This window comes from Dyadobacter jejuensis (genome assembly GCF_003149085.1).
GTDB classification, from domain to species: Bacteria; Bacteroidota; Bacteroidia; order Cytophagales; family Spirosomataceae; genus Dyadobacter; species Dyadobacter jejuensis.
On record NZ_QGDT01000003.1, the window covers coordinates 282,414 to 307,048 of the forward strand.

23 protein-coding genes are annotated in these 24,635 nt (G+C 44.2%); 9 read left to right on the forward strand and 14 right to left on the reverse strand.

The genetic code is table 11. From position 1 onward, the window contains the following. Positions 1 to 179 precede the first annotated feature (179 nt). Together CLV98_RS08065 and CLV98_RS08070 are read left to right on the forward strand one after the other, a co-directional pair. The gene (locus CLV98_RS08065) at positions 180 to 1,385 is read left to right on the forward strand and encodes a porin (protein ID WP_229203262.1); all 1,206 of its coding nucleotides are present in this window, start codon (positions 180 to 182) and stop codon (positions 1,383 to 1,385) included. 53 nt (positions 1,386 to 1,438) lie between these two features. After that, positions 1,439 to 2,758 (forward strand): ammonium transporter, encoded by a 1,320-nt coding sequence (locus CLV98_RS08070; protein ID WP_109673804.1) that lies wholly within the window; start codon positions 1,439 to 1,441, stop codon positions 2,756 to 2,758. A gap of 69 nt (positions 2,759 to 2,827) precedes the next feature. On the opposite strand, the gene mtaB is transcribed toward CLV98_RS08070, so the two are convergent. After that, on the reverse strand, positions 2,828 to 4,147 hold the full coding sequence (gene mtaB, locus CLV98_RS08075) for a tRNA (N(6)-L-threonylcarbamoyladenosine(37)-C(2))-methylthiotransferase MtaB (protein WP_109673805.1): 1,320 nt from the start codon (positions 4,145 to 4,147) through the stop codon (positions 2,828 to 2,830). Between the two features lie 38 nt (positions 4,148 to 4,185). Beyond that, positions 4,186 to 5,940: an LTA synthase family protein gene (locus CLV98_RS08080; RefSeq protein WP_229203263.1), complete on the reverse strand. Its 1,755-nt coding sequence runs from the start codon at positions 5,938 to 5,940 to the stop codon at positions 4,186 to 4,188. A 215-nt stretch (positions 5,941 to 6,155) separates the two neighbouring features. On the opposite strand from CLV98_RS08080, the gene CLV98_RS08085 reads away from it, so the two are divergent. Continuing rightward, positions 6,156 to 8,342 carry a glutamine synthetase III family protein gene (locus tag CLV98_RS08085; RefSeq protein WP_109673807.1) on the forward strand — a complete coding sequence of 729 codons (2,187 nt, stop codon included), beginning with the start codon at positions 6,156 to 6,158 and terminating at the stop codon, positions 8,340 to 8,342. Between the two features lie 25 nt (positions 8,343 to 8,367). After that, positions 8,368 to 8,922 carry a hypothetical protein gene (locus CLV98_RS08090; protein WP_109673808.1) on the forward strand — a complete coding sequence of 185 codons (555 nt, stop codon included), beginning with the start codon at positions 8,368 to 8,370 and terminating at the stop codon, positions 8,920 to 8,922. Positions 8,923 to 8,997: 75 nt separating this feature from the next. Here the strand turns inward: CLV98_RS08090 and CLV98_RS08095 are convergent, their stop codons facing one another. Continuing rightward, a complete protein-coding gene (locus CLV98_RS08095; protein ID WP_109673809.1) occupies positions 8,998 to 10,008 on the reverse strand; it encodes a glutamine synthetase beta-grasp domain-containing protein in 1,011 nt (336 codons plus the stop codon). A gap of 171 nt (positions 10,009 to 10,179) precedes the next feature. Beyond that, complete coding sequence (locus tag CLV98_RS08100) at positions 10,180 to 10,368, reverse strand: hypothetical protein (protein ID WP_109673810.1); 189 nt, start codon at positions 10,366 to 10,368, stop codon at positions 10,180 to 10,182. A 6-nt stretch (positions 10,369 to 10,374) separates the two neighbouring features. Between CLV98_RS08100 and CLV98_RS08105 the strand changes: the two genes are divergently transcribed. The 3 genes from CLV98_RS08105 (at position 10,375) to CLV98_RS08115 (ending at position 12,621) form a co-directional block, all read left to right on the forward strand. Continuing rightward, positions 10,375 to 11,088 carry an RsmE family RNA methyltransferase gene (locus CLV98_RS08105; RefSeq protein WP_229203264.1) on the forward strand — a complete coding sequence of 238 codons (714 nt, stop codon included), beginning with the start codon at positions 10,375 to 10,377 and terminating at the stop codon, positions 11,086 to 11,088. 10 nt (positions 11,089 to 11,098) lie between these two features. Next, positions 11,099 to 11,761 carry a DUF4159 domain-containing protein gene (locus CLV98_RS08110; RefSeq protein WP_109673811.1) on the forward strand — a complete coding sequence of 221 codons (663 nt, stop codon included), beginning with the start codon at positions 11,099 to 11,101 and terminating at the stop codon, positions 11,759 to 11,761. A 113-nt stretch (positions 11,762 to 11,874) separates the two neighbouring features. Then, entirely contained in the window at positions 11,875 to 12,621 is a 747-nt protein-coding gene (locus CLV98_RS08115) for an acyl-CoA desaturase (RefSeq protein WP_109673812.1), read from the forward strand. A 343-nt stretch (positions 12,622 to 12,964) separates the two neighbouring features. Here CLV98_RS08115 and CLV98_RS08120 read toward each other — a convergent pair whose 3' ends face one another. The 5 genes from CLV98_RS08120 to CLV98_RS08140 are packed head-to-tail and all read right to left on the reverse strand — an operon-like array spanning position 12,965 to position 18,207. Then, a complete protein-coding gene (locus tag CLV98_RS08120; RefSeq protein ID WP_109673813.1) occupies positions 12,965 to 14,341 on the reverse strand; it encodes a sensor histidine kinase in 1,377 nt (458 codons plus the stop codon). A gap of 2 nt (positions 14,342 to 14,343) precedes the next feature. Beyond that, positions 14,344 to 15,021, reverse strand: a complete 678-nt coding sequence (locus CLV98_RS08125; protein WP_109673814.1) for a response regulator — start codon at positions 15,019 to 15,021, stop codon at positions 14,344 to 14,346. Beyond that, on the reverse strand, positions 15,018 to 15,551 hold the full coding sequence (locus CLV98_RS08130; protein WP_109673815.1) for a 5' nucleotidase, NT5C type: 534 nt from the start codon (positions 15,549 to 15,551) through the stop codon (positions 15,018 to 15,020). Before CLV98_RS08130 ends, CLV98_RS08125 begins: the two co-directional genes overlap by 4 nt. A gap of 2 nt (positions 15,552 to 15,553) precedes the next feature. Then, positions 15,554 to 16,879 carry a dihydrolipoamide acetyltransferase family protein gene (locus tag CLV98_RS08135; protein ID WP_109673816.1) on the reverse strand — a complete coding sequence of 442 codons (1,326 nt, stop codon included), beginning with the start codon at positions 16,877 to 16,879 and terminating at the stop codon, positions 15,554 to 15,556. Between the two features lie 59 nt (positions 16,880 to 16,938). After that, the gene (locus tag CLV98_RS08140) at positions 16,939 to 18,207 is read right to left on the reverse strand and encodes a competence/damage-inducible protein A (protein ID WP_109673817.1); all 1,269 of its coding nucleotides are present in this window, start codon (positions 18,205 to 18,207) and stop codon (positions 16,939 to 16,941) included. A 109-nt stretch (positions 18,208 to 18,316) separates the two neighbouring features. Between CLV98_RS08140 and CLV98_RS08145 the strand changes: the two genes are divergently transcribed. Together CLV98_RS08145 and gldC are read left to right on the forward strand one after the other, a co-directional pair. Further along, the gene (locus CLV98_RS08145; protein ID WP_211319997.1) at positions 18,317 to 19,048 is read left to right on the forward strand and encodes a DUF4197 domain-containing protein; all 732 of its coding nucleotides are present in this window, start codon (positions 18,317 to 18,319) and stop codon (positions 19,046 to 19,048) included. A 62-nt stretch (positions 19,049 to 19,110) separates the two neighbouring features. Next, a complete protein-coding gene (gldC, locus tag CLV98_RS08150) occupies positions 19,111 to 19,461 on the forward strand; it encodes a gliding motility protein GldC (protein WP_109673819.1) in 351 nt (116 codons plus the stop codon). Positions 19,462 to 19,540: 79 nt separating this feature from the next. On the opposite strand, the gene CLV98_RS08155 is transcribed toward gldC, so the two are convergent. The 5 genes from CLV98_RS08155 to CLV98_RS08175 form a co-directional block, all read right to left on the reverse strand. Further along, positions 19,541 to 19,915 (reverse strand): MmcQ/YjbR family DNA-binding protein, encoded by a 375-nt coding sequence (locus tag CLV98_RS08155; RefSeq protein ID WP_109673820.1) that lies wholly within the window; start codon positions 19,913 to 19,915, stop codon positions 19,541 to 19,543. Further along, entirely contained in the window at positions 19,912 to 20,091 is a 180-nt protein-coding gene (locus CLV98_RS08160; RefSeq protein ID WP_109673821.1) for a DUF6728 family protein, read from the reverse strand. The genes CLV98_RS08155 and CLV98_RS08160 overlap by 4 nt, the downstream gene beginning before the upstream one ends. Before the next feature lie 54 nt (positions 20,092 to 20,145). Beyond that, positions 20,146 to 22,155, reverse strand: coding sequence for a (E)-4-hydroxy-3-methylbut-2-enyl-diphosphate synthase (ispG, locus tag CLV98_RS08165; protein WP_109673822.1), 2,010 nt, complete (start codon positions 22,153 to 22,155; stop codon positions 20,146 to 20,148). 149 nt (positions 22,156 to 22,304) lie between these two features. Continuing rightward, a complete protein-coding gene (locus tag CLV98_RS08170) occupies positions 22,305 to 23,396 on the reverse strand; it encodes a GHMP family kinase ATP-binding protein (protein WP_109673823.1) in 1,092 nt (363 codons plus the stop codon). 2 nt (positions 23,397 to 23,398) lie between these two features. After that, on the reverse strand, positions 23,399 to 24,625 hold the full coding sequence (locus tag CLV98_RS08175) for a sugar MFS transporter (protein WP_109673824.1): 1,227 nt from the start codon (positions 24,623 to 24,625) through the stop codon (positions 23,399 to 23,401). Positions 24,626 to 24,635: the final 10 nt, after the last annotated feature.

Here is a 24,635-nt window from a genome sequence, read left to right on the forward strand (position 1 = left end):
TAAAAAGTATATAAAATTTAAATTGCATAGTTATTTGGTAGGAAAATAGAGTATTATTACTAGAAAATGTCTGAAATTTGGATATTATTCACCCTAAAAATTTGATATTTATTATTTTTCAACAATATTTGATGTCAAATGTAATCCGGAAAAAATAAATCACCTTACAGAATAAAATTATGAAAAAAGTCTATTGTACAGTATTATCATTGATGGTCTCGTTATTGGGTTTTGCAAATACCGAAGGAGACAAGAAAAATGAAAAAGTAACTGAAGCCGTTACGTCAGTTACCGAGGTACAGGAAAATGAAGAGGTTCAAGGCGCTTTTTCTTTTTCGGGTTATTTGGATTCATACTATTCGGCTAACTTTAACAGGCCAATGTCTCGGTCCAACACAGGAGCTTCGAACGCTAGGGTGTTCGATATTAAGTCGGGTGAATTTCAGATAGGGTTGGTGCAGGCCAAGGTAGCCTATACCAACAGCAAGTCTGAAGCCGTGGTTGATCTTACTTTTGGACCCAATGCAAATATGGGTAATTATGGAAATGCATTGTTTAGCACGGCTCTGGCTATTAAGCAGGCATATTTCACGTACAATTTTTCAGACAAATTCTCGATGACCGCTGGTCAGTTTGGTACCCATATCGGATATGAGGTAATAGACGCCCCAGCCAACTTTAACTACTCTCTTTCTAATTTGTTTAATAACGGGCCTTTCTACCACACAGGTCTTAAAGCTACTTATGCTTTCTCTGACAGGGCTTCTCTAATGGTAGGGGTGGTCAACAATGTGGATGGTCTTGGTGATAACAACCGCAAGAAAGGGATTATCAGTCAGTTGTATTTCGCTCCTGTAGCCGACTGGAATGTGTATTTGAACTTTATTAATAGCAATGAGGCCAACCCTGGTGCCGATGGTAAGGAGCCTGATGCATTCTATCGCGTACTCGACCTTACAACAAGTTACCAAGTTTCCGACAAGTTGCTACTGGGTGTTAATGCCGCATATGGTGCCCAAAAAGGCGACTATCAAGGAGGTGGCGGTCCATCTGACTCTGAATCATGGGGTGGATTTGCACTTTATTCGAATGTATCCCTATCCGATAACTTTGGACTTGGAGCACGTTACGAGTATTTCAATAACGACAGTGGTGTAAGAGGCCTGGTAAACAGGGCTGGAATGGGTACACATGTGAGTTCTTATACCATTTCAGGTAATATCTCTTTAGCCGACGGACATATTTTGGTGAAGCCTGAGTTTCGCTTAGATGCTTATCCTAAACTTTCAGGATCCAATGAGGCCCAGCAGTTTGAGGATTCTGATGGCAACTTTACCAAAAATAGCCAAACAACCTTCGGAATGGCTTTTATTTACCAATTCTAATATCTTAATCTAATTTTATACCTTCTTAATTAATCCCAAAAAAACCTCTTTATATGGAAAAGCGTAATTATATCCCGCTGATTATTTTGTTAGCGATCAGTTTAATAGGTGTATTTGTTCCAAATGTGCCTACCCAGATCGTAACAGAGGGCATTGACTCCGGTGACACCGCATGGTTGCTTGTAGCTTCTGCTCTAGTATTATTAATGACTCCAGGACTTGCCTACTTTTATGGGGGTATGGTCAACAACAAGAATGTGATTTCGACGATGCTTCAAAGCTTTATTGCCATGGGGGTCATATCGGTTGTATGGGTATTGGTAGGTTTTAGCCTAGCCTTCGGTGACGATATCGGTGGTTTTGTTGGAAACCCTACAACTTACTTTATGTTCCAAGGTGTTTTGGACGCACCCGCTTGGGGAACCATTCCATTTGCTTTGTTTGCCATGTTCCAAATGAAGTTTGCCGTAATTACTCCAGCCTTGGTGACGGGGTCTATGGCCGAGCGTGTTAATTTCCGTTCTTATGTGCTGTTTATGATTCTTTTCGGAATCTTTATCTATTCTCCACTGTGCCATATGACATGGCATGAAGATGGCCTACTATTCAACATGGGGGTTCTTGACTTTGCAGGTGGAACTGTTGTACATATGTCGGCTGGTTGGGCCGCTCTTGCCGGTGCCATGTACCTTAAAAGACGTAAGTCGTTGATGGACGACCATGTATTGCCTCCTGCTAACATCCCATTCGTACTATTGGGTACTGGATTGCTATGGTTCGGTTGGTTCGGTTTCAATGCTGGTTCTGCTCTTTCTGCTGGTCCTTTGGCCGTAGCCGCCTTTGCTAACACCAATACCGCCGCAGGTGCCGCAGGTTTGGCTTGGGTATTATTCGATGTATCTAAAGGTAAAAAAGTGTCTGCCCTTGGTTTCTGTATCGGTGCTGTAGTTGGTCTTGTAGCCATCACACCCGCCGCCGGATTTGTAACCATCCCATCTTCATTATTTATTGGTACCATTGCAGGAGTTATTAGTAACTATGTAGCTCACCTACGTACCCGCTCTACTTTGGACGATACCTTAGATGTATTCCCTTGCCATGGTGTAGGTGGTATGGTAGGTATGGTGTTGACAGGTGTATTTGCTTCATCTGGTGTAAACTCCGCCGTAACCGATCAAGGACTAGCTTTTGGTGAGACTTCATTATTTATTAATCATATGATTGCCCTAGTAGGTGTGTCGGCATTCGCCTTCGGTGGATCGATGTTACTTCTTAAAATTACCGATCTTATTTTGCCACTACGGGTTTCTGAGCAAGACGAAAAAGATGGCTTGGATGTAAGCCAGCATGATGAGTTTTTGGTAGAAGCGTAAAATTTAAGGATGTTATTTCAAAAAAATAGCCGGAACTTTCCGGCTATTTTTTTTGCTATTCTATACGATTTAAGAGGCCAGCTCGGCCTCATATACCTCCATATGTCCTTCGGAGTTGATGAGCTGGTAACTTACCTGTTTTGTTTCATTGATCAACAAGGGATCGTAACGAACCGCTACGCGAATATAGTTTTCAGTAAAACCTAACATCTGCCCATTCTGTTGCTCATCTTCAAATAATACGGTCCCAGTTTTCTGAATTTGACTTTCATAGAAATGACGTTTCTTCTTCTCTGAAAGAATATGCAACATTTTGGATCTCTTGGCCCTGTCCGATTTGTCGACTACGGGTTTTATCTCCAAGGCAGCGGTGTTGTCCCTTTCTGAATAGGTAAAAACATGTAGATAAGATACGGGCAGTCTATTCAGAAAGTCATAGGTTTCCATGAATCGTTCTGGAGTTTCGCCAGGATGCCCTACGATCACGTCGACTCCAATACAACAGTCGGGCATGAGTTGTTTGATTTTATTGACGCGTTCTTCGTAGAGCCCTTTTCGATAGCGCCTTTTCATCAGACTTAATACCGAGTCGGAGCCCGATTGTAGCGGTATATGGAAGTGATGAGCGAAGCGCTTAGACTGGGCCACAAACGATATTATATCGTCGGACAGTAAATTAGGCTCTATAGATGAAATTCGGAATCGGGCTATACCCTCCACCTCGTCCAGAGCTTGTATCAGTTCTAGGAAGGTGGACGTTCTCTTGCCATTTTGAAGCCCAAAATCGCCAATATTAACCCCAGTCAAGACGATTTCTTTGACCCCTCTGTCAGCGATCTCTCTGGCCGATTTTAGTATATTTTCGATGGTGTCGGATCGGCTTTTGCCCCTCGCCAAGGGAATGGTACAATAGGAGCAAGGGTAGTCGCACCCATCCTGGACCTTCAGGAAAGTACGGGTACGATCGTTGAGCGAGTAGGAATTATGATATTCCAAGGCTTCTGATATGTCGGAGGCATGGACTACCGCATTCTGGTCTTGGGGTACCTTTTCGAACGTATCGATTAAGTCGACCAGTCTGAATTTTTCAGCGGCGCCCAGCACGGCATCTACACCGGGGATCTCCGAAATTTCCACAGGCTTAAGCTGGGCATAACAACCGATGATGGCTACAAAGCCATTTGGATTTATTTTCTGTGCCTCGCGAACGATCTTCCGACATTTTTTGTCGGCATTTTCTGTTACCGAACAGGTATTAATTATAAATACATCGGGCCGATCATTGAATTCGACTTTTGTATGACCTTTTTGCTCAAACATTCTTCCTATTGAGGAAGTCTCGGAATAATTAAGCTTACAGCCGAGGGTATAAAATGCAACTTTCTTCATGATTTTTCTTTAAGACCGCAAATTTACATCTTTTCTCATCAACGGCTTAAATAATCGCCAAAGGATGTCTGCAGATAGGCCTTTCCATTTTCTAATTCCGCAGGATTGATATTCCCTTCCTTGCCAATAATATTGCCGCCGATATTGTCGTGAATCAAATATCCCTGTGGTCTTACCCAACCAAAGCCATTGTTAAAAGCGAAATAGGCAAAGTTTTGTCGATGGCTATCGAAGATATCATTACTCCATTCGAAGTCATGGGAGGATTTGCCCAGCTGATGCAACAGCGTGCTGGCCAAGTCCGTTTGGGAGGCGAGGGTGTTTATTCGTAACCCGGTGTTTTTTAGCGCCCCGCCAAGCCATAGCATAGGGATATGAAATTGGGAGGGTTTACCGGCTTCTGTTGCTGGCATCGGGTGGCCATGATCGGCAATGATTACCAAAAGGGTATTTTTCCACCAGGGTTTGGTTTTGGCTGCCGCTACAAAATCGCCTATTGAACGATCGGTGTAATGAAGGGCATTTAGGAACAGTTTTTCCTGGCTAGTGCCCGCAATGACCGTTGGTACGGGAACTTCAAAGGGTTCATGACTGCTCAGGGTAAATAAGGTATTGAAGAAGGGCTGGGGGGCATGATCCAAGTCGGACAGGAATCTGTTGAGAACCACATGATCGTGAGCACCCCATTTGGAATTCATATCCGACTTGTTGAATGCATGTATATCGACAATATTATCGAACTTTTGCTGCAAAAAATAGCTCTTCATATTGGCGAACTCCGTTTCTCCTCCATAATAGAAGGCGGTAGAATAGCCTTGTTGTTTGAAATTCTTGGGTAAAGAGGGTAAATGGAGCGTTTTGGTTGGGATCTTAATGATCGAGCGGGTTGGTTGGGCGGGATACCCGCTTAAGATGGACACCATGCCCTTGTCGCTCCTATCGCCGCTGGCATATATATTGGTAAACAGTATTCCTTCCTGGGCCAACTGGTCGAACTGGGGGGTGATTCCGGGTAATCCTCCTAGTGTACCTACTATTTTGGCCGTAAAGCTTTCCCAGATGAGGACTATCACATTGATGCGTCCACTATCGACGAGTGTCAGCTGAGGGACCTGGTCATCATAAAGGGCCCTGGTTTTTTGACGGGCCGTGGAATCGGGTAAATACCTGAAGGGATTGTCCTTGTTATAGGTTTGGTGAATGAGTGAACTCGAATAATTCCACGGTACATTTACTGCCGCATAATTGGCAAAACTTTCTTCGCTGAAGTACACCGTACTTTGATTCATGGGGGCCAGCTGGAGGCCGCCACGGATGGGGATAATCCAGGCAGCGGCCGCAATAATGAAAAATAATAGGCTTATAATCGGAGACAATGGCCGCAGTTGAGGCAAGGTACGGGCCGCTATTCTCGTTAATAGCCAATAACTAATTCCGAATAAGAACAGTCCGATACTCAATATAAATCCGACTGGAGCGGAACTCATAGAGGCCCATGCTTCTCGTGGGGACTGCAAATAATGTAGGGAGGTGGCGTCGATTCTAAAACCCCATGCTCGGAATAGCTCTAGGTCCACGCATACTAGCAACGCTATGATGAAAGTGGTCAGTAAGCTATAAGAGTGGATAAAACTTTTATACCAATTAAATCTCTTAAAGGTAAAAGCCATCAATAATGTTGGAAGCACTAGAAGGTAACCAGCGAAAGAGATATCCATCCGGACACCATGCCAGGCACTCAAAGCCCAATAGTAGCTGGGTAGTTCCAAGGCCTTCGTATAATGATAGGCCATAAAAAGCACTCTAAAAAATTGAAAGAGCAATACCCAACAAAGCCAGTATAATATTAAAAATTGAATTCTTGGTCGCATGACGTACTAAAAAAGGGCAAAAGTCTGATAATTTTCTTTATGATAACAACCATTTGATGATTATGTCGCCAAAAATATTATAGTTTGTTGGTTTTAATAGATATTTTTGGGGATCGATTATATTTAAATACATATTTATGACATTTCGTTCCAATGCCTATGAAACGGCACTGAGTAGAATAGCGCCGACTCTTACCCCCCCCACCGAAAAGGTTGCGGACTTATATGGCAGCAACACCTTCAGTGATGAGGTGATGAGAACTTTATTATCGACAGAAGCCTATACCAAAATCTCGAATGCCATAAAGTCTGGATCGACGATCGACAGAGAAGTGGCCGAAGAAGTTGCTACAGCTATGAAATCTTGGGCCATCTCTAAGGGAGCTTCTCACTATACACACTGGTTCCAACCACTTACAGGAACTACTGCCGAAAAACATGATTCCTTTTTTGACTTGAATTCAGAAGGCAAAGCCGTTGAGAAATTTAAAGGAAGCGCCTTAGTTCAGCAAGAACCAGATGCATCGTCATTTCCTAGCGGAGGGCTACGGGCTACTTTCGAGGCACGTGGATATACAGGCTGGGATCCTAGCTCGCCGGCCTTTCTAATGGACAACGGGGCAGGAGGGAAGACCCTCTGCATTCCGTCGGTTTTTATCTCTTATACCGGTGAAGCCCTGGATTACAAGGCGCCTTTATTGCGTTCTTTGGTAATGTTGGACAAAGCGGCCACTTCCGTTTGCCAGTATTTCAATAGGGAGGTGGACAAGGTAACACCTACATTAGGGATAGAGCAGGAGTATTTCTTAGTCGATAAGGCTTTGTACTATGCCCGGCCCGACTTGTTGATGTCGGGTAGGACGGTGTTTGGCCATAGCCCAGCACGAGGCCAACAGCTCGACGACCATTATTTTGGTTCTATATCCCCCAGGGTCAATGCCTTTATGGCCGACTTTGAATTTGAAGCGCTTAAGCTTGGAATTCCCGTTCGGACCCGTCATAACGAAGTGGCTCCAGGTCAATTTGAATGTGCTCCTACTTTTGAGGAAGTCAATCTGGCAATTGACCATAATGCCCTACTGATGGATTTGATGCAGAAAGTTGGAGAGCGGCACAGTTTTCAGGTGTTATTCCATGAAAAGCCTTTTGCGGGAATTAATGGTAGTGGAAAGCATAATAACTGGTCGTTGTCGACCAATAATGGTATCAACCTACTGGCGCCAACTACAAAGCCTAAAGAGAATTTACGATTCCTCACTTTCCTGTTGACGGTAGTGAAGGCGGTGCATGACCACGCCGATTTGTTAAGAGCGTCCATCGCTTCGGCCAGCAACGAACATCGGCTAGGTGCCAATGAGGCTCCTCCTTCTATCGTTTCGGTATTTTTGGGTGGTGAGCTTACGGCCATGCTCGAAGAGCTGGTAAGTAAAGGTGAGGTTACTGTCGAAAAAGGAGAGAACTTTTACTATAAACTGGGCATCAGTAGAATACCTAATTTGCAAAGGGATAATACGGATAGGAATAGGACATCTCCTTTTTGTTTTACGGGTAACAAATTTGAATTTAGGGCGGTAGGAAGTTCTCAAAACAGTGCTTCCGCCATGATTGTCCTCAATACGATCGTTGCAAACCAGTTAATGGAGTTTAAGCGGGAGATGGATGAACGGCTTGCTGCTGGCGAGGAAAAGAAGAGTGCTAATGTGGCCATTCTTAAAAGGTATTATACGGAGTCGAAGCGAATTTTATTCGAAGGAAACGGGTACTCTGACGAGTGGGTAGCCTTAGCCGCCGAACGTGGATTGAGCAATATTCGAGAGACCTACGATGCTTTGCATGCCTTTATAGAGGAACCTACCATCGAGATTTTCCGCAAAGTAGGGGTATTGAACGCCCGTGAACTTCATGCACGCTATGAGATAGAATTAGAAAACTATGTAAAAAAATTGCAGATTGAATCCCGTGTCATTGGCGACCTAGCGCTGAATCATGTGGTGTCTACCGTAGTGAAGTATCAGTTCAAACTGGCGCAAACGGCTCGTGCACTTAGTGATTTGGATATGACCGAGGAGGCCGAACCTATTAAGGAAATCATACGGGAAATATCGAAGCATGTGGTGATTATCAAGAGATTGGTGCATGAAATGACCGAAGCTCGGAAGAATGCCAATGTTATAGAAGGATTCTATGAAAAAGCTAAGGCATATGGGTCCGATGTAAAAGGTTATTTCGACGAGATTCGTTATCATGTCGATAAACTAGAGTTGTTGATTGATGACGAAGACTGGCCTTTGGCGAAGTATAGAGAGATATTATTTTTAGAGTAATTTATTAATTTAATTGTCAATTCTAATGTATAAGAACCCAGGTTTCGACCCTGAAGAGATCGACCAGCTTAAAAGGGAGTGCAAGGCGGAGCGTTTGAATTTCGTTCATGTTGCCGACGAGTTGGAGGAACAGGACGAGAATAACGAGCATGCTCATGTTCAGTTCGTAGGTTGGTATAAGGACAAAGAGGTGGTTTTTGACGCCTTGATTTATACGCTTCGCTTACATCATTCTACTTTGGTATATGAGGCGGCATTGGAAAGACTGAAGGCCCAGATGCCCGACTATCTGCCGCCCGATGAACGGAGTGATGTCGATGACATTGATCTGGATGCCGAAGAAGAGGCTGAAGAACTCTTAACCGAATTTATTGAGGAGATAGAGGAAAATGAAGAGATCAAAGTCAAAGAGCATGTCGAAATCGATACGGACTTCGATTATGGGATTGGTCTGGAGGTAGGATTGAATAAAACTGAAATTAATGATAAAATTATTTCTGATTTTATAATCGCCTATAATACCGGACGTATTCAGCTCGATAATACGCTCTATTCCTTTACTACGGAAGACGAAGACTAATTATTGAAGTATGTTATTAAAGGAAAAGCCCGATTTTTATCGGGCTTTTCCTTTTTATATACAGTACGTTGGTGCTTATACAGCCGACTTTACTGTTTTGATAATCCTTGCGGCAACTTTGTAAGGATCGGCAGCCGAGTTAGGACGACGATCTTCCAAATATCCGCTCCAACCTTTGGCAGGAACGATTACAGGGATACGAATAGAAGCGCCACGGTCAGAAACTCCATAGCTAAAGTCGTGGATGCTTGCTGTTTCGTGTAATCCCGTTAGACGTTGGTCGTTGTCTGCACCATATACGTCAATATGTTCCTTAACAACAGGACGGAAGGCTTCGCATACTTTATCGAAAACTTCTTTGCTTCCTGCGGTTCTCAAAGCAGTATTTGAGAAGTTGGCGTGCATTCCACTACCATTCCAGTCTAGGGTACCTAGAGGCTTACAGTGCCAGTTGATAGAAACACCATACTTTTCGCCGATACGCTCGAGTAGGTAACGTCCCAGCCAGATCTGATCTCCAGCTTCTTGGGCTCCTTTTGCGAAAACTTGGAATTCCCACTGTCCTGCAGCTACTTCCGCATTGATACCTTCAACATTCAATCCGGCTTCAAGGCATGCATCTAAATGTTCTTCTACGATTTCACGTCCGAAAGCGTTTTTAGCGCCTACTGAGCAGTAGTAAGGACCTTGTGGTGCAGGGTATCCGTTTGCAGGGAATCCTAGTGGCTTATTGGTTTCTTCATCCCACAAGAAATACTCTTGTTCAAATCCGAACCAGAAATCGTTGTCTCCATCTTCTATGGTGGCGCGGCCATTCGTAACGTGTGGGGTGCCATCGGCATTCATAACTTCACACATTACCAAGTATCCATTTTTACGCTGAGGATCTGGAATGATGTATACAGGCTTCAATAGGCAGTCGGAAGAACCACCAAGGGCTTGTTCTGTTGAAGATCCATCGAATGACCACATGCTGCAGTCTTCCAGTTTTCCACTAAAATCGATTTCAATTTTAGTTTTGCTACGTAAGCTTTGGGTAGGCTTGTAACCATCCAACCAAATATATTCCAGTTTGGATTTTGACATAATAATATACGATAAGGTGGTGACTAATTAGTATAACGACACAATATTAATGCAAATATGTATTTTTAGGAAATAAATCTATCAAAAAAATCATTTTTGCCGAATATTATTGTGATTATAGCAGTATTGTAATCTAAAAATGTATTATTCTTATAGAAAAGGTCATTTGTATTATTCTGCTGTTTTGCCTATTTTTTGAAAAATTGTGAAAAATGTGGTTGAATTGTAAGCCGCAAATTCAAAAAAAACTAATTTTTTTTGAAAATAATGTTTTTTGCGAGCCTGATTTAAAAGTCCAAAATGAACAAGCGGTTCACCTATTTTGGCGTGTTTTTTTATACTTTTGGGGTTAACACCCATTTATATATGATGCATCTATTTTATCAGCCCGACCTGGCACTTCATGAACTCGACGACGAAGAATCAAGACATATATTTAAAGTATTACGCCTACGTGCCCAGGATATAATTTATGTGACGGATGGGAATGGTACCTTACAGAAATGCAGCATCTCTTATCATGGAAAGAAGGTGCTCTATAAAGTGTTAGAAGCGAATGTGCTCCCTCGTCCTGAAGCCAGCATCACCATGGGTATTGCTCCTACCAGAAAGGCGGAAAGAAACGAATGGATGGTTGAGAAGATGACTGAAATGGGCGTGGACGAAATCATTTTTATAGTTACCAGCCATACCCATACCGAGGGGATCAACCGTTCGGTCAATTTGGCTCGTCTTCAGCGGATTGCCATTGCCGCTATGAAGCAGTCGCAACAGGTATTCCTTCCCAACATCAGGCTTGAAAAGTCCTTTGAGGACTTTGTGGGACTACCGGGTACAGTAACCCGGTTAATCGCCTATGTTCCGGTGCAGCACCACACCAAGCACGCTTTCAGCTTCGTTGATAAGCAACGGCCATCCGTGATGCTAATAGGTCCCGAAGGTGATTTTACTGAAGAAGAGGTGGAGCTGGCCGTTCGACATGGATATACGCCCGTATCGCTGGGCCCTACACGTTTACGGACCGAAACAGCGGCAGTGCTTGCCTGTCATGCTATTAATCTGGCGTATCAGATCATCTAAATCATAAACTATGAATAAAAAAGTAGGATTACTTCTTAGTTTGGTTCTTTTCACTATCTCCTTGGTGAACGGACAGGGTAATGTTAAAATTGCAAAACTCAAGTACAGTGGAGGAGGGGATTGGTATGCTAACAAAACCTCCCTGCCCAATCTGATCCAATTTTGTAATCGAGAGCTTCAAACCAATATCAGTGCGCAAGAAGATGTGGTGGAGGTAGGGAGCCCCGATCTTTTTACTTATCCTTTTGTCCATATGACCGGGCATGGGAATGTTGTCTTTACGAATGCAGAAGCCGAAAACTTAAGGAACTACCTCCTGGCTGGTGGCTTCCTCCATATCGATGACAACTATGGCCTGGATCCTTTCGTGCGTAGGGAAATGAAAAAAGTGTTTCCAGAATTATCCTTTGTCGAACTGCCTTTCGACCACCCAATCTATCGGTCGAGGTATGTTTTTAAGGACGGACTCCCTAAGATACATGAGCACGACGGGAAGCCTTCTCAAGGATTTGGACTCATTTGGGAGGGCCGACTACTTTGTTTTTATTCCTATGAAAGTGATTTGGGGAATGGTTGGGAGGACCAGTCGCTCTATAACGACTCCGAGGCTTCACGAGCCAAAGCCTTGCAAATGGGAGCTAATTTGCTCATTTATGCCTTTACGGTCTATTAGGTTTTAATATACTTGACTAGATTAGGTCTAAATTGCTTGGCATTATATATGGATTTCTGGTTGTTACCTCGTAAATTTGTAGCTCATTCAGTTTAATTCTTCTTGTAGATTACATGTATATTGTTCTCGCCGTCTTTGCAGTACATTGGTATTTATCCTTATTCTGTCAAACCTTTTTCTTACATCGCTACTCCGCTCACAAAATGTTTATTATGAGCAAACCATGGGAGCGATTCTTTTATTTGCTCACCTATTTGTCGCAGGGGTCGTCCTATTTAAGTCCTCGGGCTTATGCCATATTGCACCGTATGCACCACGCTTTTAGCGACACAGAAAGGGATCCTCATTCACCCCATCATACCAAAAATGTCTTTACCATGATGTGGGAAACCAAGGATATCTACAATGCCGTATTGAACAGAAAGCGTGTAATAGAGGCGCAGTTTGAGCGTAATTACCCCGAATGGAATCTTATCGAACGTTTGGGAGATAGCTGGATTTCGCGTGTTGTTTGGGGACTTTTATACATCGCGTTTTACCTAGTTGCTTTTTTCTATTTAGATATGCATTGGGCCTTCTTTTTCCTTATCCCCATCCATTTGTTGATGGGCCCTATCCATGGTGCCATAGTCAATTGGAGTGGACATAAATATGGTTATCAGAATTTCGATAATCAGGATAAGTCTAAAAATTCATTAATTTTCGACTTCCTTATGATGGGGGAGCTCTTTCAGAATAACCACCATAAGCGCCCTAATAGCATTAATTTTGGGTCCAAATGGTTTGAAATTGACCCTACCTATCCGGTTATAAAGCTTCTGAATCGATTGAAAATAATAGAGATTCGAAAGAAAAATTAACAAAGCACTTTCTATATATCCAAAGAGCCGACCAATAGTCGGCTCTTTGGATATATGAGTATTCCTATTATAAACGGATTGCCCTTGGGCTATGAGCTTTTATGCTGCCGGTCCAATACATCGTGGACCAATAAAGTGCATAGATGCCGCTGCGGTGTACAATTCTTTCATTAAGCGCCTACAAAAAAACTTTGGCAGGTGTGAACGACACCTGCCAAGTATGTTAATTAACACCACAAAAAATGAAAAATCTATGTATCTCTCAATGATTGATCTGATTTTCTATTTCTACAAATATCAATATTAGTTATTAATTTTGGCTTAAATCGATATTAGAATTTGCTTAGACTCTCGAAAATTCTAAGACGAAGGTCGTTCCTTTAGTTTCTTTAGAATCTATCGTAATGGTTCCATTATGTAGCTTTACGATCCTTTCTACCAAAGAGAGTCCTATGCCATAACCTTTTACGTTGGCGGTATTTTCGCTCCTGTAGAAAGGTTGGAATACAAGACTTTTATCGTTCATTGGTATTCCTTTCCCTGAGTCATCGAAAAATACGATAAGCTTGTTTTCAAAGGCTTCGATGCCAACTCGTACGGTATGGTCTTCAGAGAACTTACAGGCGTTATCCATCAGATTCAGGAAAGCCGTCTTCAGCAGGGTGGTGCTAGCGGTCAGTTCGAGCCAGGCGTCATCTTCAGGGAGGTTATCGAATTGGATCAATATATGATACTGCGAATATGTCTGGCTCAAGGTTTGTCGACAATCTAGGAGCAGGTCGTCGACCCGAATGACTTCAGTGAGCAATTCATGATGATCTTCACTCACCTTAGCAAGTTCGAGCAGGGTGTTTGAGAGCTGTGCCAATTCGTGGATATCTTCCAAAACGGAACGGATGGTTTTCTGGTAAGTCTCCGGGTCTCTCGTCTTGAGCAGGCTTACCTCCAGCTGGGACCTAATTTTGGTAAGGGGGTTTTTAAGTTCATGACTCACATTGGCCACAAATATTTTTTGCATTTGAAAGGCCGTTTCTATCCGATCGAGCAGTTTATTGAAGGTACTCGTTAAGCGCCCGATCTCGTCGTTCTGGTTCGGAACATCGAGTCGTTTGTTCAGTTTTTGAGGTAGGATGCCCTCCACATCGTTCATCACCTTGGACATCGGACTCAAAGCCCGCCACGAGAAGGTCCAGCCGGCCAGTGCTACTATGGCCGTCAGGATTACAAAAAGTACAATGAGCAGGGTACTTAAGTTGGATAAATTAGCTTGTCCGTACAGATCTTGGGCGCCCAGTAACACCACGGCTCTGTTGAAGGGGTATTTATAATAGAGGCCTACCACCTTATACGCTCCATCTTGGTACCTAATTTGCCCCGTTCGGCGAATTTCATCCAGCCAAAAGTTGGACACATGTAAGGCTTTCAGACGAGGATTGGCCAGGTTACTATAGATGAGACGATTCTTTTCGTCAAATATGAGTATATTCTCATTATAGATCAGGTCCCGGTTGGTTTCATCCAGGGCCCTTAGAATGTCATTATTGACCTGGGGCACCTTCAACAGGAGTTCCGCCCGAGAAGATGCTTTGGATCGTAAACGATCGTAGAAGTCTTCCGTCACATTAAAATACGAGAAGAAATAGACCGCTAGAAAGGTAACCAAGAGAATACCGCTTACTAACACCGAAAACTGAATGGTAAGCTTGGTTCTTATCTGCATGGCTATTCAATTTTTAAGACATAACCCATCCCAAACTGGGTATGAATGAGCTTTACAGGATAGTCCCGATCGATCTTCTTACGAAGATAATTAACATATACCTCAATTACGTTGGTGCCGGTGTCGAAGCCGATATCCCATACCTGTTCGGCGATTTCTACTTTGGAAACGACACGGCCTTGATTTCGTATCAAATAAACCAGCAAATTGAATTCCCTGGCTGTTAAGTTTATCTTGTTTTCGGCACGGTACACCGTCTTGGCGTCCAGGGATACCTCCAGATCGGCAAATCGTAGTATCTGTGAAGTCTGACTCACGTTGCTACCTCGCTTCGTGAGCGCACGCACGCGTGCCATGAGCTCCTTAAATTCGAAAGGTTTCACCAAATAGTCGTCCGCCCCAGCGTCCAATCCCGTTACTTTGTCGTCGGTAGTGCTCAGGGCAGTAAGCATTAAAATGGGGGTTTGGTCCCCACTATTTCGCAGCTCCCTACACAGTTCGATCCCATTGATGCCCGGAATGATGATGTCGCTAATGATCAACTGATAGGCATGGCTTCTGGCCAGCTGGCGACCGATGAGGCCATCATAGGCGATGTCCACCTCATAGCCGTTTTCTTCCAGCCCCTGCTTGATGGATTGAACCGTTTTAGGCTCGTCTTCGATGAGCAATAGTTTCATTTGTTTGGAATAAATAGCTCGCCCACCTCTGACCAGTTGTTTACCCTAGGATAAACAGTTTCGCTTCGATTATGGGCCGCGGTGAAAAGAATTCCTTTTCCTTGAAAATGTGCCAAATTTCTAGGATGGTCGTCGATGAGGTAATCCGTATTCAGAATACTTTTATAGCCACAAAATATTAGGTTGGTCCATGGTATAAAATCGAAATGATGGGCTAACCAGTTAAATTTGTCCTGAAAGGAATTGGGAAACTCCATACAGGCCGTCGCTATATAAATATCGTAGTACTGACTCAACTTATGGGCCGTTTCCTGGGCACCTTCTTTGACGCTGATGTCCTTGAAGAACCCGGGACTATCCATTATCTTAAGGATGCGCTGATACTGCTTTGGATGTAGAAGTTCCCTTAGGCCCGCACGATGCAAATCGGCTTCTGTAAGGTTACTTTTAAATTCATTCAAGACGATGTCCACCAATTTTTCGTGTGTATTGGCTAATACATCATCCATGTCCAGCGCTAGTTTAATCATATTTAGATGGTCTGTTTTGGATCAAAATTTTCTAAATAGTCATTTACCCTTTTCAAAAAAAGCCCCCCTAACGAGCCGTCCACCACGCGGTGGTCGTAGGTATGTGAGGCGTACATCAGGCTACGAATCCCTATCAGATCACCTTGTGGTGTTTCCAATACGGCAGGTTTTTTCTTTATGGCACCAAAGGCCATAATTCCTACCTGAGGTTGAACGATAATAGGGGTTCCCATCAGATTAGCAAAGGCCCCGATGTTGGATACGGTATAGGTTCCTCCGGCGAGGTCATCGGCTTTAAGTTGATTTTTCCTTGCCTTATTGGCCAACTCATTAACTTTTTGCGCTAAGCCGGCTAGGGAATACCGATCGGCCTGATGTATGACGGGTACTATTAAGTTACCGTCGGGTAGGGCCACTGCCATACCAATATTGATGTCCTTTTTTAGAATAATATTGTCCCCATCAACGGATATATTCATCATGGGGTAGTCTTTTAATGCCTTTACGACCGCCTCAATGAGGATAGGGGTGAAGGTAATTCCAATTCCAGAGTTTTTCCTAAACTTGTCCTTAACGCCATTTCTCCAATTCACAATAGGAGTCATGTCGGTTTCTATGAAGGAGGTTACGTGGGCAGAAGTTTTCTTAGATTCCAGCATGCGTTGAGCAATCATTTTACGCATGCGGTCCATCGCTATGATCTGGTTTTCACCGGGGCGAAGAGTCACAGCCGGTGCTGGTGCCGTAGGTGCCGACGTTTTTTTCTCTAAAAATGCGAGTAAGTCATTTTTTGTGAGGCGATTTTCGACTCCTGTGCCAGGAATACTAGCCAAATCGTCCATACTAAGTCCTTCCTGGCGGGCGATGCTCTGCACCAACGGCGAATAGAATTGTTGATTTTGACTCCCTATCGATTCCACTTGATGCGCTTTAGCTTGGGTATCAAGGCCCTTTATGGCTTGTTCAAGCTGAGACTCTAGTTCTTCGACCTCTTTAGTAGAGGCTGATGGGGCTGCTGGCGACGCCGCTGGCAGAGCCTCACCGTTATCTGTAGTTTCATCACCCTTGGTAGGTGCCTCAACCTGGTTATCTACTTCTATTCTGGCAACGGGGCTTCCTATGGCTACCACATCATTTTCTTTTACTAACCATGCGATGAGTTTGCCTTCATACGGACAGGGGACCTCCGTATCGACCTTGTCTGTAGCCACTTCCAGCACCGACTCATCGATAGTTACTTTATCACCTTCCGCCTTGAGCTGACCCAAAACGGTGCATTCTAATATACTTTCGCCCAAAGGGGGCATTAACATTTCTATTATTTTCATATACCCTTATCTATACAGATCCAATCTTAAAATCGAATCGAATCAACTAAATTAAAAGATTATACCAAAGCTTGGTAATGGTCAATTATCGACTTGCGCAGCAGGTTTAATGCATAAGAGCTCGTCATTTCAATATTGATCTTACGGCTACTTTTTAATTGTAGCAATTGTGTTTTGGTCCCCGATGGGGAGGCACAGGCTACCCAAATAGTGCCAACTGGCTTTTCTTCGGTGCCTCCATCTGGCCCCGCTATGCCCGTGGTGGCTATAGCAAAGGTGGCTCCAAGAGCTTCTCGAGCGCCCTCAGCCATTTCAATGGCCGTTTGTTCGCTTACCGCACCAAAGGCCTGTAAGGTCTCCTCTTTTACAGACAATTGCGTACGCTTTACATCGTTACTGTAACTGACCACGGCACCTTTAAAGAACAAGGAGGATCCGGAGTTGGCCGTAATACGATGTGAAATAAAGCCGCCGGTACAACTTTCAGCGATTCCCATGGTGGCTTGTTGCTCGTACAATAACTTGCCAATTACGGTTTCCATTTCGTCCTGATCGAAACCAAAAACATAAGTTTCAATATAAGGAAGAAGCGAGGCTACCAATTCTTCCAACTCATGGTCGAGCCGGGTTTCGTCTGACCCGGTGGCGGTGAGCCGAAGCCGAACTTGTCCAAAATGTGGGAGATAGGCCAGTTTAATATGACTGGGTAGGGAATCTTCCCAGTCCGATATTTTTTCTGCCAAAAATGACTCGCCAATGCCAATCGTCTTAACGACTTTGTGTTTGATAATGTTGCCTCGAAATCGTTCCTTTAGTCGTGGGAGGATTTCGTGCTCCATCAGGTTCTTCATTTCATAAGGCACCCCAGGTAAGGAAACGTATATGATATCGTCTTTTTCGAACCACATGCCAGGGGCCGTTCCCCACCGGTTGGGGATGTAAGTGGCATTGGTAGGCAATGCGGCCTGTTGGGTGTTCAGGGCCGTCATGGCCCGGCCTCGTTTCTCGAAGAAGTCGGTGATGAAAGCCAGGGCTTCTTCGTGGATCTTTAATTCAGATCCAAAGTATTCACAAAAGGTATATTTGGTTATGTCATCCTTGGTGGGGCCAAGGCCACCCGTTACGATGACGACACGTACTCGCTTACTCGCCTCCGAAAAAGCATTAAGAATATCTTGTTTGTTATCTCCTACAGATGTTTTCCATGAGGGTCTTATGCCCATATCGGTAAGTTGAGCACCGATCCATTGGGTGTTGGTATCGGTGATTTGTCCAAATAATATTTCGTCTCCGATGGTTATAACTTCAGCCTTTATGAGTTCATTCATGTATAAGGAATGGATTGAGGTATTGCATTTATTTCTCAAAATTAAGCAAAATTAATCGTTATTGATTACGTTTGAACCGTAGTAACTAATTAACAAACATAAAATCAGGATGAAACAAAAGGTAATTATTGGACTTATCTTATTTAGTCTTACAAGTTGTGCTTCTCAGGCGCAAATATCAAAAGGGCTTGAGAAAATATTTGGCCAGCAACAGAGTTCTGGTGAAGATTCGTCGGAAAATGAAATCGTAAGAGGCCTAAAAGAAGCCCTTACCGTGGGTGTTGGCAATAGTTCCGAAAAGGCCTCTAAGTTGGATGGGTACTTTAAAAATGAATTAATAAAGCTAGCCGTTCCACCTGAGGCGCAAAAGGTGGCAGAGACGCTCACTAAGATGGGACTTGGTGCTGAGGTGGATAAGTTTACCCTGGCGTTGAATAGGGCGGCTGAAGATGCTGCAAAAAAATCGAAGCCCATCTTTGTGAAGGCCGTTACCTCTATGACCATCAAGGATGCCATGGGGATCTTGAAGGGGCAGGATGATGCCGCTACGGATTACCTTCGCCGGTCTACTAACGATGAGCTATTTAAGACTTTCTTTCCAGTGGTTGATAGTACCTTAAATCTCAACAAGGCCACCGAATATTATGGTGAAATCGTAGGAACGTATAATAAGCTGCCTTTTGTAAAGAAGGTGGATCCGGATTTGAAAGCCTATGCGACTCAAAAAACGATAGATGGCTTGTATACCCTTATCGCCCAAGAGGAGAAGAAAATCAGGGAAGATCCGGCTGCAAGGGTGACTGGCTTACTCGAAAAGGTGTTCGGGCAGATTGGAAAATGACCTTTTCGGGAACTTGTTAGCGTGTAAATCCTTTATTGGTGGGTATACAATTTAAATCCTTTATGAAGAAATCAGACATTAACTTTAACGTAGAACTGGACAGCCAGAACATCCCCGAGAAAATCTATTGGAATGCTACCGATAATCCCAATGAGGGAATTAATGATACGCGCGCCATTGCTATAGGGGTGTGGGATCATTACCACCGGGGGACGTTAAAAATAGATCTTTGGACGAAGGACATGGAGGTCTTCGATATGAAAAGGTTTTATATTGAGCTCATGAGTGGTATTGCGGATACCCTTCTTACGGCCACTAACGACAAGGTGATGGCCGACGCTATTGAGGGTGTCTGCGGCACGCTGAGTAAAAAATTGGATGAAGAAATTAAAGCGGCTGCAAAAGAAGCTTGATTTCGTATGTCTAGGGAGCCTGGTATTCGTTAAACGGCTGCCAGGCTCTTATTGTGGCTATAATCAACTGTGGTTATAGTTAATTTTCCCCTTCTTTACCAAGCAAGTTTAACTCCTGCTGTAGGGCCTTCGTCAGGCTTTTGACCACCAGGTCGTAAGAGTCTTTGACCCACCTCAATTGTATATCGGTGGGTATTGATCCATCGATATGTACCGTATTCCAGTGCTTTTTATTCATATGATAACCCGGCTGCACCGCTGGGTACTGCGCACGAAGGTCTACTGCCAGTTCTGGATCACATTTGATATTATAACTCACATCGATTTCATCCAAACCAGTGAGTAAAAACATCTTTCCCATCACCTTAAATACTAGTATGTCAGGGCCGAAGGGTAGTTCCTCGGTAACTCCAGGGAACGATAGGCAGTAGTCTCGGAGCAGTTCTTGATTCATCGGGTTAGGGCTCTGAATAGCATGACGCCTAAGGCGAAAAGAAACATCACAATAGATATTTTGTTGATACCATGCATCACCCTCAGATTAAAGGAGGTAGGCATATTGGGATCTGGCTTTTTGAAGACGCGAACGAAATATTGAAATACTTCGCCGAGTTGAAAGTACTTTTTCATATGAACTGTTGTTTTATTCTGAGGCAGTCTCCAGGACTGCTTATAAATAATAATCTAATTTAAAACTTCTACCTCGCTAGGCTCGATCCAGCGACCGTCCTCCTTGATGAGCTCTATAAGCTCTTTCACAGCAAAATCGGTATGGACCGACTTTTTAATCACTTGTTGTCCTCGGTATAACGAAATTTTATCTTTTCCCATTCCCACATATCCATAATCGGCATCGGCCATTTCGCCCGGTCCATTGACGATGCAACCCATAATGCCAATTTTGACCCCTTTCAAGTGTTCGGTATGCCGACGAATCATGGCGGTTGTTTCCTGCAAATCGAATAACGTGCGGCCACAAGAAGGACAAGATATATACTCAGTTTTGGACATGCGGGTGCGAGCCGCCTGTAATATTCCAAATGCGATGCCATTAAATGATTTCAAAGCATCGAGGTTTTGTTCCGCTGTGGCTTCTTCGGGAAGGTCGGGAGAGAGCATGAGGCCATCGCCCAATCCGTCGATGAGTAGCCCACCAATATCGGTAGCCGAATATAGGGTGAGGGCATCGCCTAAGTAAGCCGAGTAGTTTCTTTCTATGATGACTGGAATGGGGAGTTCATGTTCGAGTAGCAAGAAAAATACACGACGCATTTCAGCCATAGCATGCTGGTTATGGCTCGAGAGCACGAGTACTAGGTTAGGGTAGGACTTTAAACACTGAAGGAGGTCTTCGGAAAAGTCGTGAATGGTACATCTAACGAAATTCAAGTTTTCCGAAATTTCGGCCAGGCCTCGGTGCATCCATTGCTGGGCCGTAAACATCGGGTATTTATTGGCCTTGTCGTCGGATAAAGCCCAGCGATCTATATCCATAATCTCCTTGAGGCCGTTGGGTAGCATGAAGGCGGCCGGTTGTTGGCCGGTATAGATATAGTCGGCTCCTTGGTCGTTCATGGCCCATTTGTCGGGTACGGGAAGGTAAAAATGTCCAACTGCTTTCAGCTGATCGTACTTTTCAAGTTTTATCTGAGAATAATCGGCTACGACCCTAGGCACATTTCCGCTCCCTATATTGCCCCATTCCTGGGTATGACGTCGGGTATATTGGTAAGGGTTAATGGGGATTTTCGTTAGGGGAGGTATAGGCTCATGAGGTAGCCGCTTTACGTAGCGGTCTACCAATGTTTTGGCTACAGGAGCCTCATTTTCTGGGGCTTCAGTAAGCGATACCCGCACGGTATCCCCTAGGCCATCTTCGAGCAAGGTTCCGATGCCCACCGCCGATTTGATGCGCCCGTCTTCGGCTTCTCCCGCTTCGGTAACTCCCAAATGGAGCGGATAGGGCTTTAATCCTTCGGCATCCATTCGTTCTACCAGCAAGCGATAAGCCTCTACCATTACTTGGGTATTGCTGGACTTCATAGAGAGCACTATATTATAATATACGTGCTCTTCGCAAATCCTTAAAAACTCTAAGGCCGATTCCACCATGCCTAGTGGGGTGTCGCCATAGCGGCTCAATATGCGGTCGGAAAGCGAGCCGTGATTGGTACCTATGCGCATGGCGGTTCCATATTCTTTACAAATAGAAATGAGCGGGACAAATTTTTGCCTGATTCTTACCAATTCAGCGGCATAGGATTCTTCAGAATAATCAATGACTTCGAACCGTTTCCTGTCGGCATAATTCCCTGGATTAATACGGACCTTATCTACGATTTTGGCCGCTAATTCTGCGGCATTTGGAGTGAAATGTATGTCGGCAATGAGGGGTACATGAACGCCCCGTTTGCGCAATCCATTCCTTATGTTTTCGAGGTTCTGAGCCTCCTTTACACTTGGAGCCGTGATACGCACATATTCACAGCCCGAATCGACCATCCGAATCACCTCTTCTATTGAGCCTTGGGTATCCATCGTGTCAACGGTTGTCATTGACTGAATACGAATCGGATAATCCGACCCCAACGGAAGGTCTCCGATCTGGACTGCGATCGTTTTCCTACGCGTATATTGAGTTAATGAAGGGCAATAGATGCCTGATTTTCTGTCGCTAGTATCGTCGATGCGCATATATTAAAAATGTCTAAATCTGCATTGAGCAGGTAGGTCTATGTCTGAGTGAAGGGCTTCCATGATTGGAAGGGGTTAATGGAGTCGTATCTTTCAAACAAAAAAAAGCCCAGAGTAATTTACTCTGGGCAAAAATAATCGTTTTCTTCTTACTTTGGGCAATCTTCATGACGGACTGTCCCTTTGTCGACCTGCATAATATAACTTTTACCGCCTTGCTGCCTAATGGCGTCGGCTACGTTTTCGGCACCTTGGGGGGCGTATACAAACATGCAACCTCCTCCTCCCGAACCATTAATCTTACCACCTAGGGCACCCGCTTTTAATGCGGCGTCCATCATCCGCTCTATTTTGGGCGTTGAGGTGCGTTTATGGTCGCGCAGATTGAGGTGATGCGCATATAATAATTCACCAAAACGCTGATCGAAATGGGACTGGTCGGTGGCGACCGATGTTGAAAGAAGTTTTTTTCCTTCCAGCAATATATCTCTATCTTCAATATTGGCCTTTAACAGGCTATACTCGTCCTTGGTAAGGAATTTTTGATAGGACAGACTGTCCTCCAAACCGATATCAAAAATTGAAAATGATGGATCCGTTTGTTTGATCTTTTGAAAAACGGCCTCCATACCAAACCTACATCGGGCAAGGATTCCTAACGTATCCTTGGGCTCGAGGGAATCGCCAAGGACAAAAGTACCGAGTGGTGGGGTAAGGGTTTTTACCGACAACTCTGGAGTGGATTCCAAATAAATGACATGACCCATGGCCGTAGAATAATGGTCCATCATACCGCCAGGCTCACCAAATTCCAGCACTTCTGCTATATTGGCGACCTCCCCTAATTCCTTTTGGCTGAGGTTCATGGGGTTATCACTCATCTGATCTAAGAAGTGTGCCCAGCTAACTATCAATGCCGAGGAACTAGAGGTTCCCGAATTGATAGGGATATCGCCATGGATGTTGCACTCAAAACCCTTAGAAAATTGGAGTCCTTTCCGTTTTAAGACATTGATGGTACTTTTAAAATAGTCTCTTGTCTGAGTATACGGCTGGGTATGGTCCAGGTCAAACTGCTCGGTCAGGCCCAAATCTGGAAGATGAAGAACGATTTGGCGGTCCGATCGGCGTATTCCCTGTAAAGTAATGCGACGAGAGATTGCCGATGCAATAACCGGCAAGCCCAGGTAATCCTGGTGCTCGCCGAATAGACATATTCTCCCGGGTGTTGATATGGTCATTCTTACCAGCTTTTCTTTTTATGGCCGATAAAGCCAAAGTATAACATAAATAAATATAGAGGGACCATTAGCCAATAAGCTTGTTGTGTGCTCCCGATGCTGTCAGCTAATCCTCCATAAACGAGTGGTAATATGGCTCCTCCAGAAATACCCATTACCAAAAATGCTGAGGCTATTTTGGTAAACTTGCCGAGTCCACTCAAGGCTAATGGCCACAAGGCAGGCCAAATAACGGCGTTGGCAAACCCAAGAATTGCTATACAAAGAACGGAGGTAAAGCCTGTAGAGAATATAGCGGCTATAGTAACGACAATACCCAGTACCGAACAAAAGATTAAATAGGCTTGCTGACTAACATATTTGGGTATAAGCACAATGCCTAGTAAATATCCGAACATCATCCCCGCAAGGGTATAGGTGCCAAATAGCCTGGCTTCTTCTTCGGGAAAGCCCAAGGAAACCCCATAATTAATGATGGTATCGCCGGCAATTACCTCTACGCCCACGTAACAAAACAAGGCAATAACTCCTAATACCAGGTTGGGGAACTGGAAGACACTCGTTTTTTCAACAACTGGCTCGGTAAGTCCTGTGGTAGGTTTTTCTTCTTCTTCCTCACTCACTTCCACCATCCCCTTCGACATGCGAATTAGAAGGGCAAGGCCTATCAGAATGGCCGTAAGAATAAGATATGGAACGGTCACCTTGTCGAGCTCCTCTATGGGGTCCGTAGCTGCCACACCCGAAAGCAGAAGGCTTCCAATTACCACCTGGCTGATGATACCAGCCGATTTGTTGGCAATACCCATGATGCTAATCCGTTGCGCCGCACTATCTCTGGGGCCTAGAATGGTAACATAGGGGTTAGAAGCGGTTTGCAGCAGGGTGAGTCCAATGCCTATCGTAAACAAGCCTACTAGAAACAAGGCATAGGAGGCCATTTCGGCTGCAGGAATAAAAATTAGGGTTCCCAAGGCCATAATCAGTAAGCCTAACGACATCCCGTTCTTAAATCCTGTCTTTTTCAAAACCATCGATGAGGGGATGGCCATGACGGTGTAAGAGATAAAAAATGCAAAAGTCACCAGATAGGAGCTGGTATTGTCGAGTCCAAATGCCTTTTTGAAAAAGGTAATTAAGGTACCATTTACCCATGTCACGAAACCCATGACAAAAAAGAGTACACCAATGATGAGGAGAGGGCCTAGGTAATTGTTTTTATTATTCATTGAGAATGGT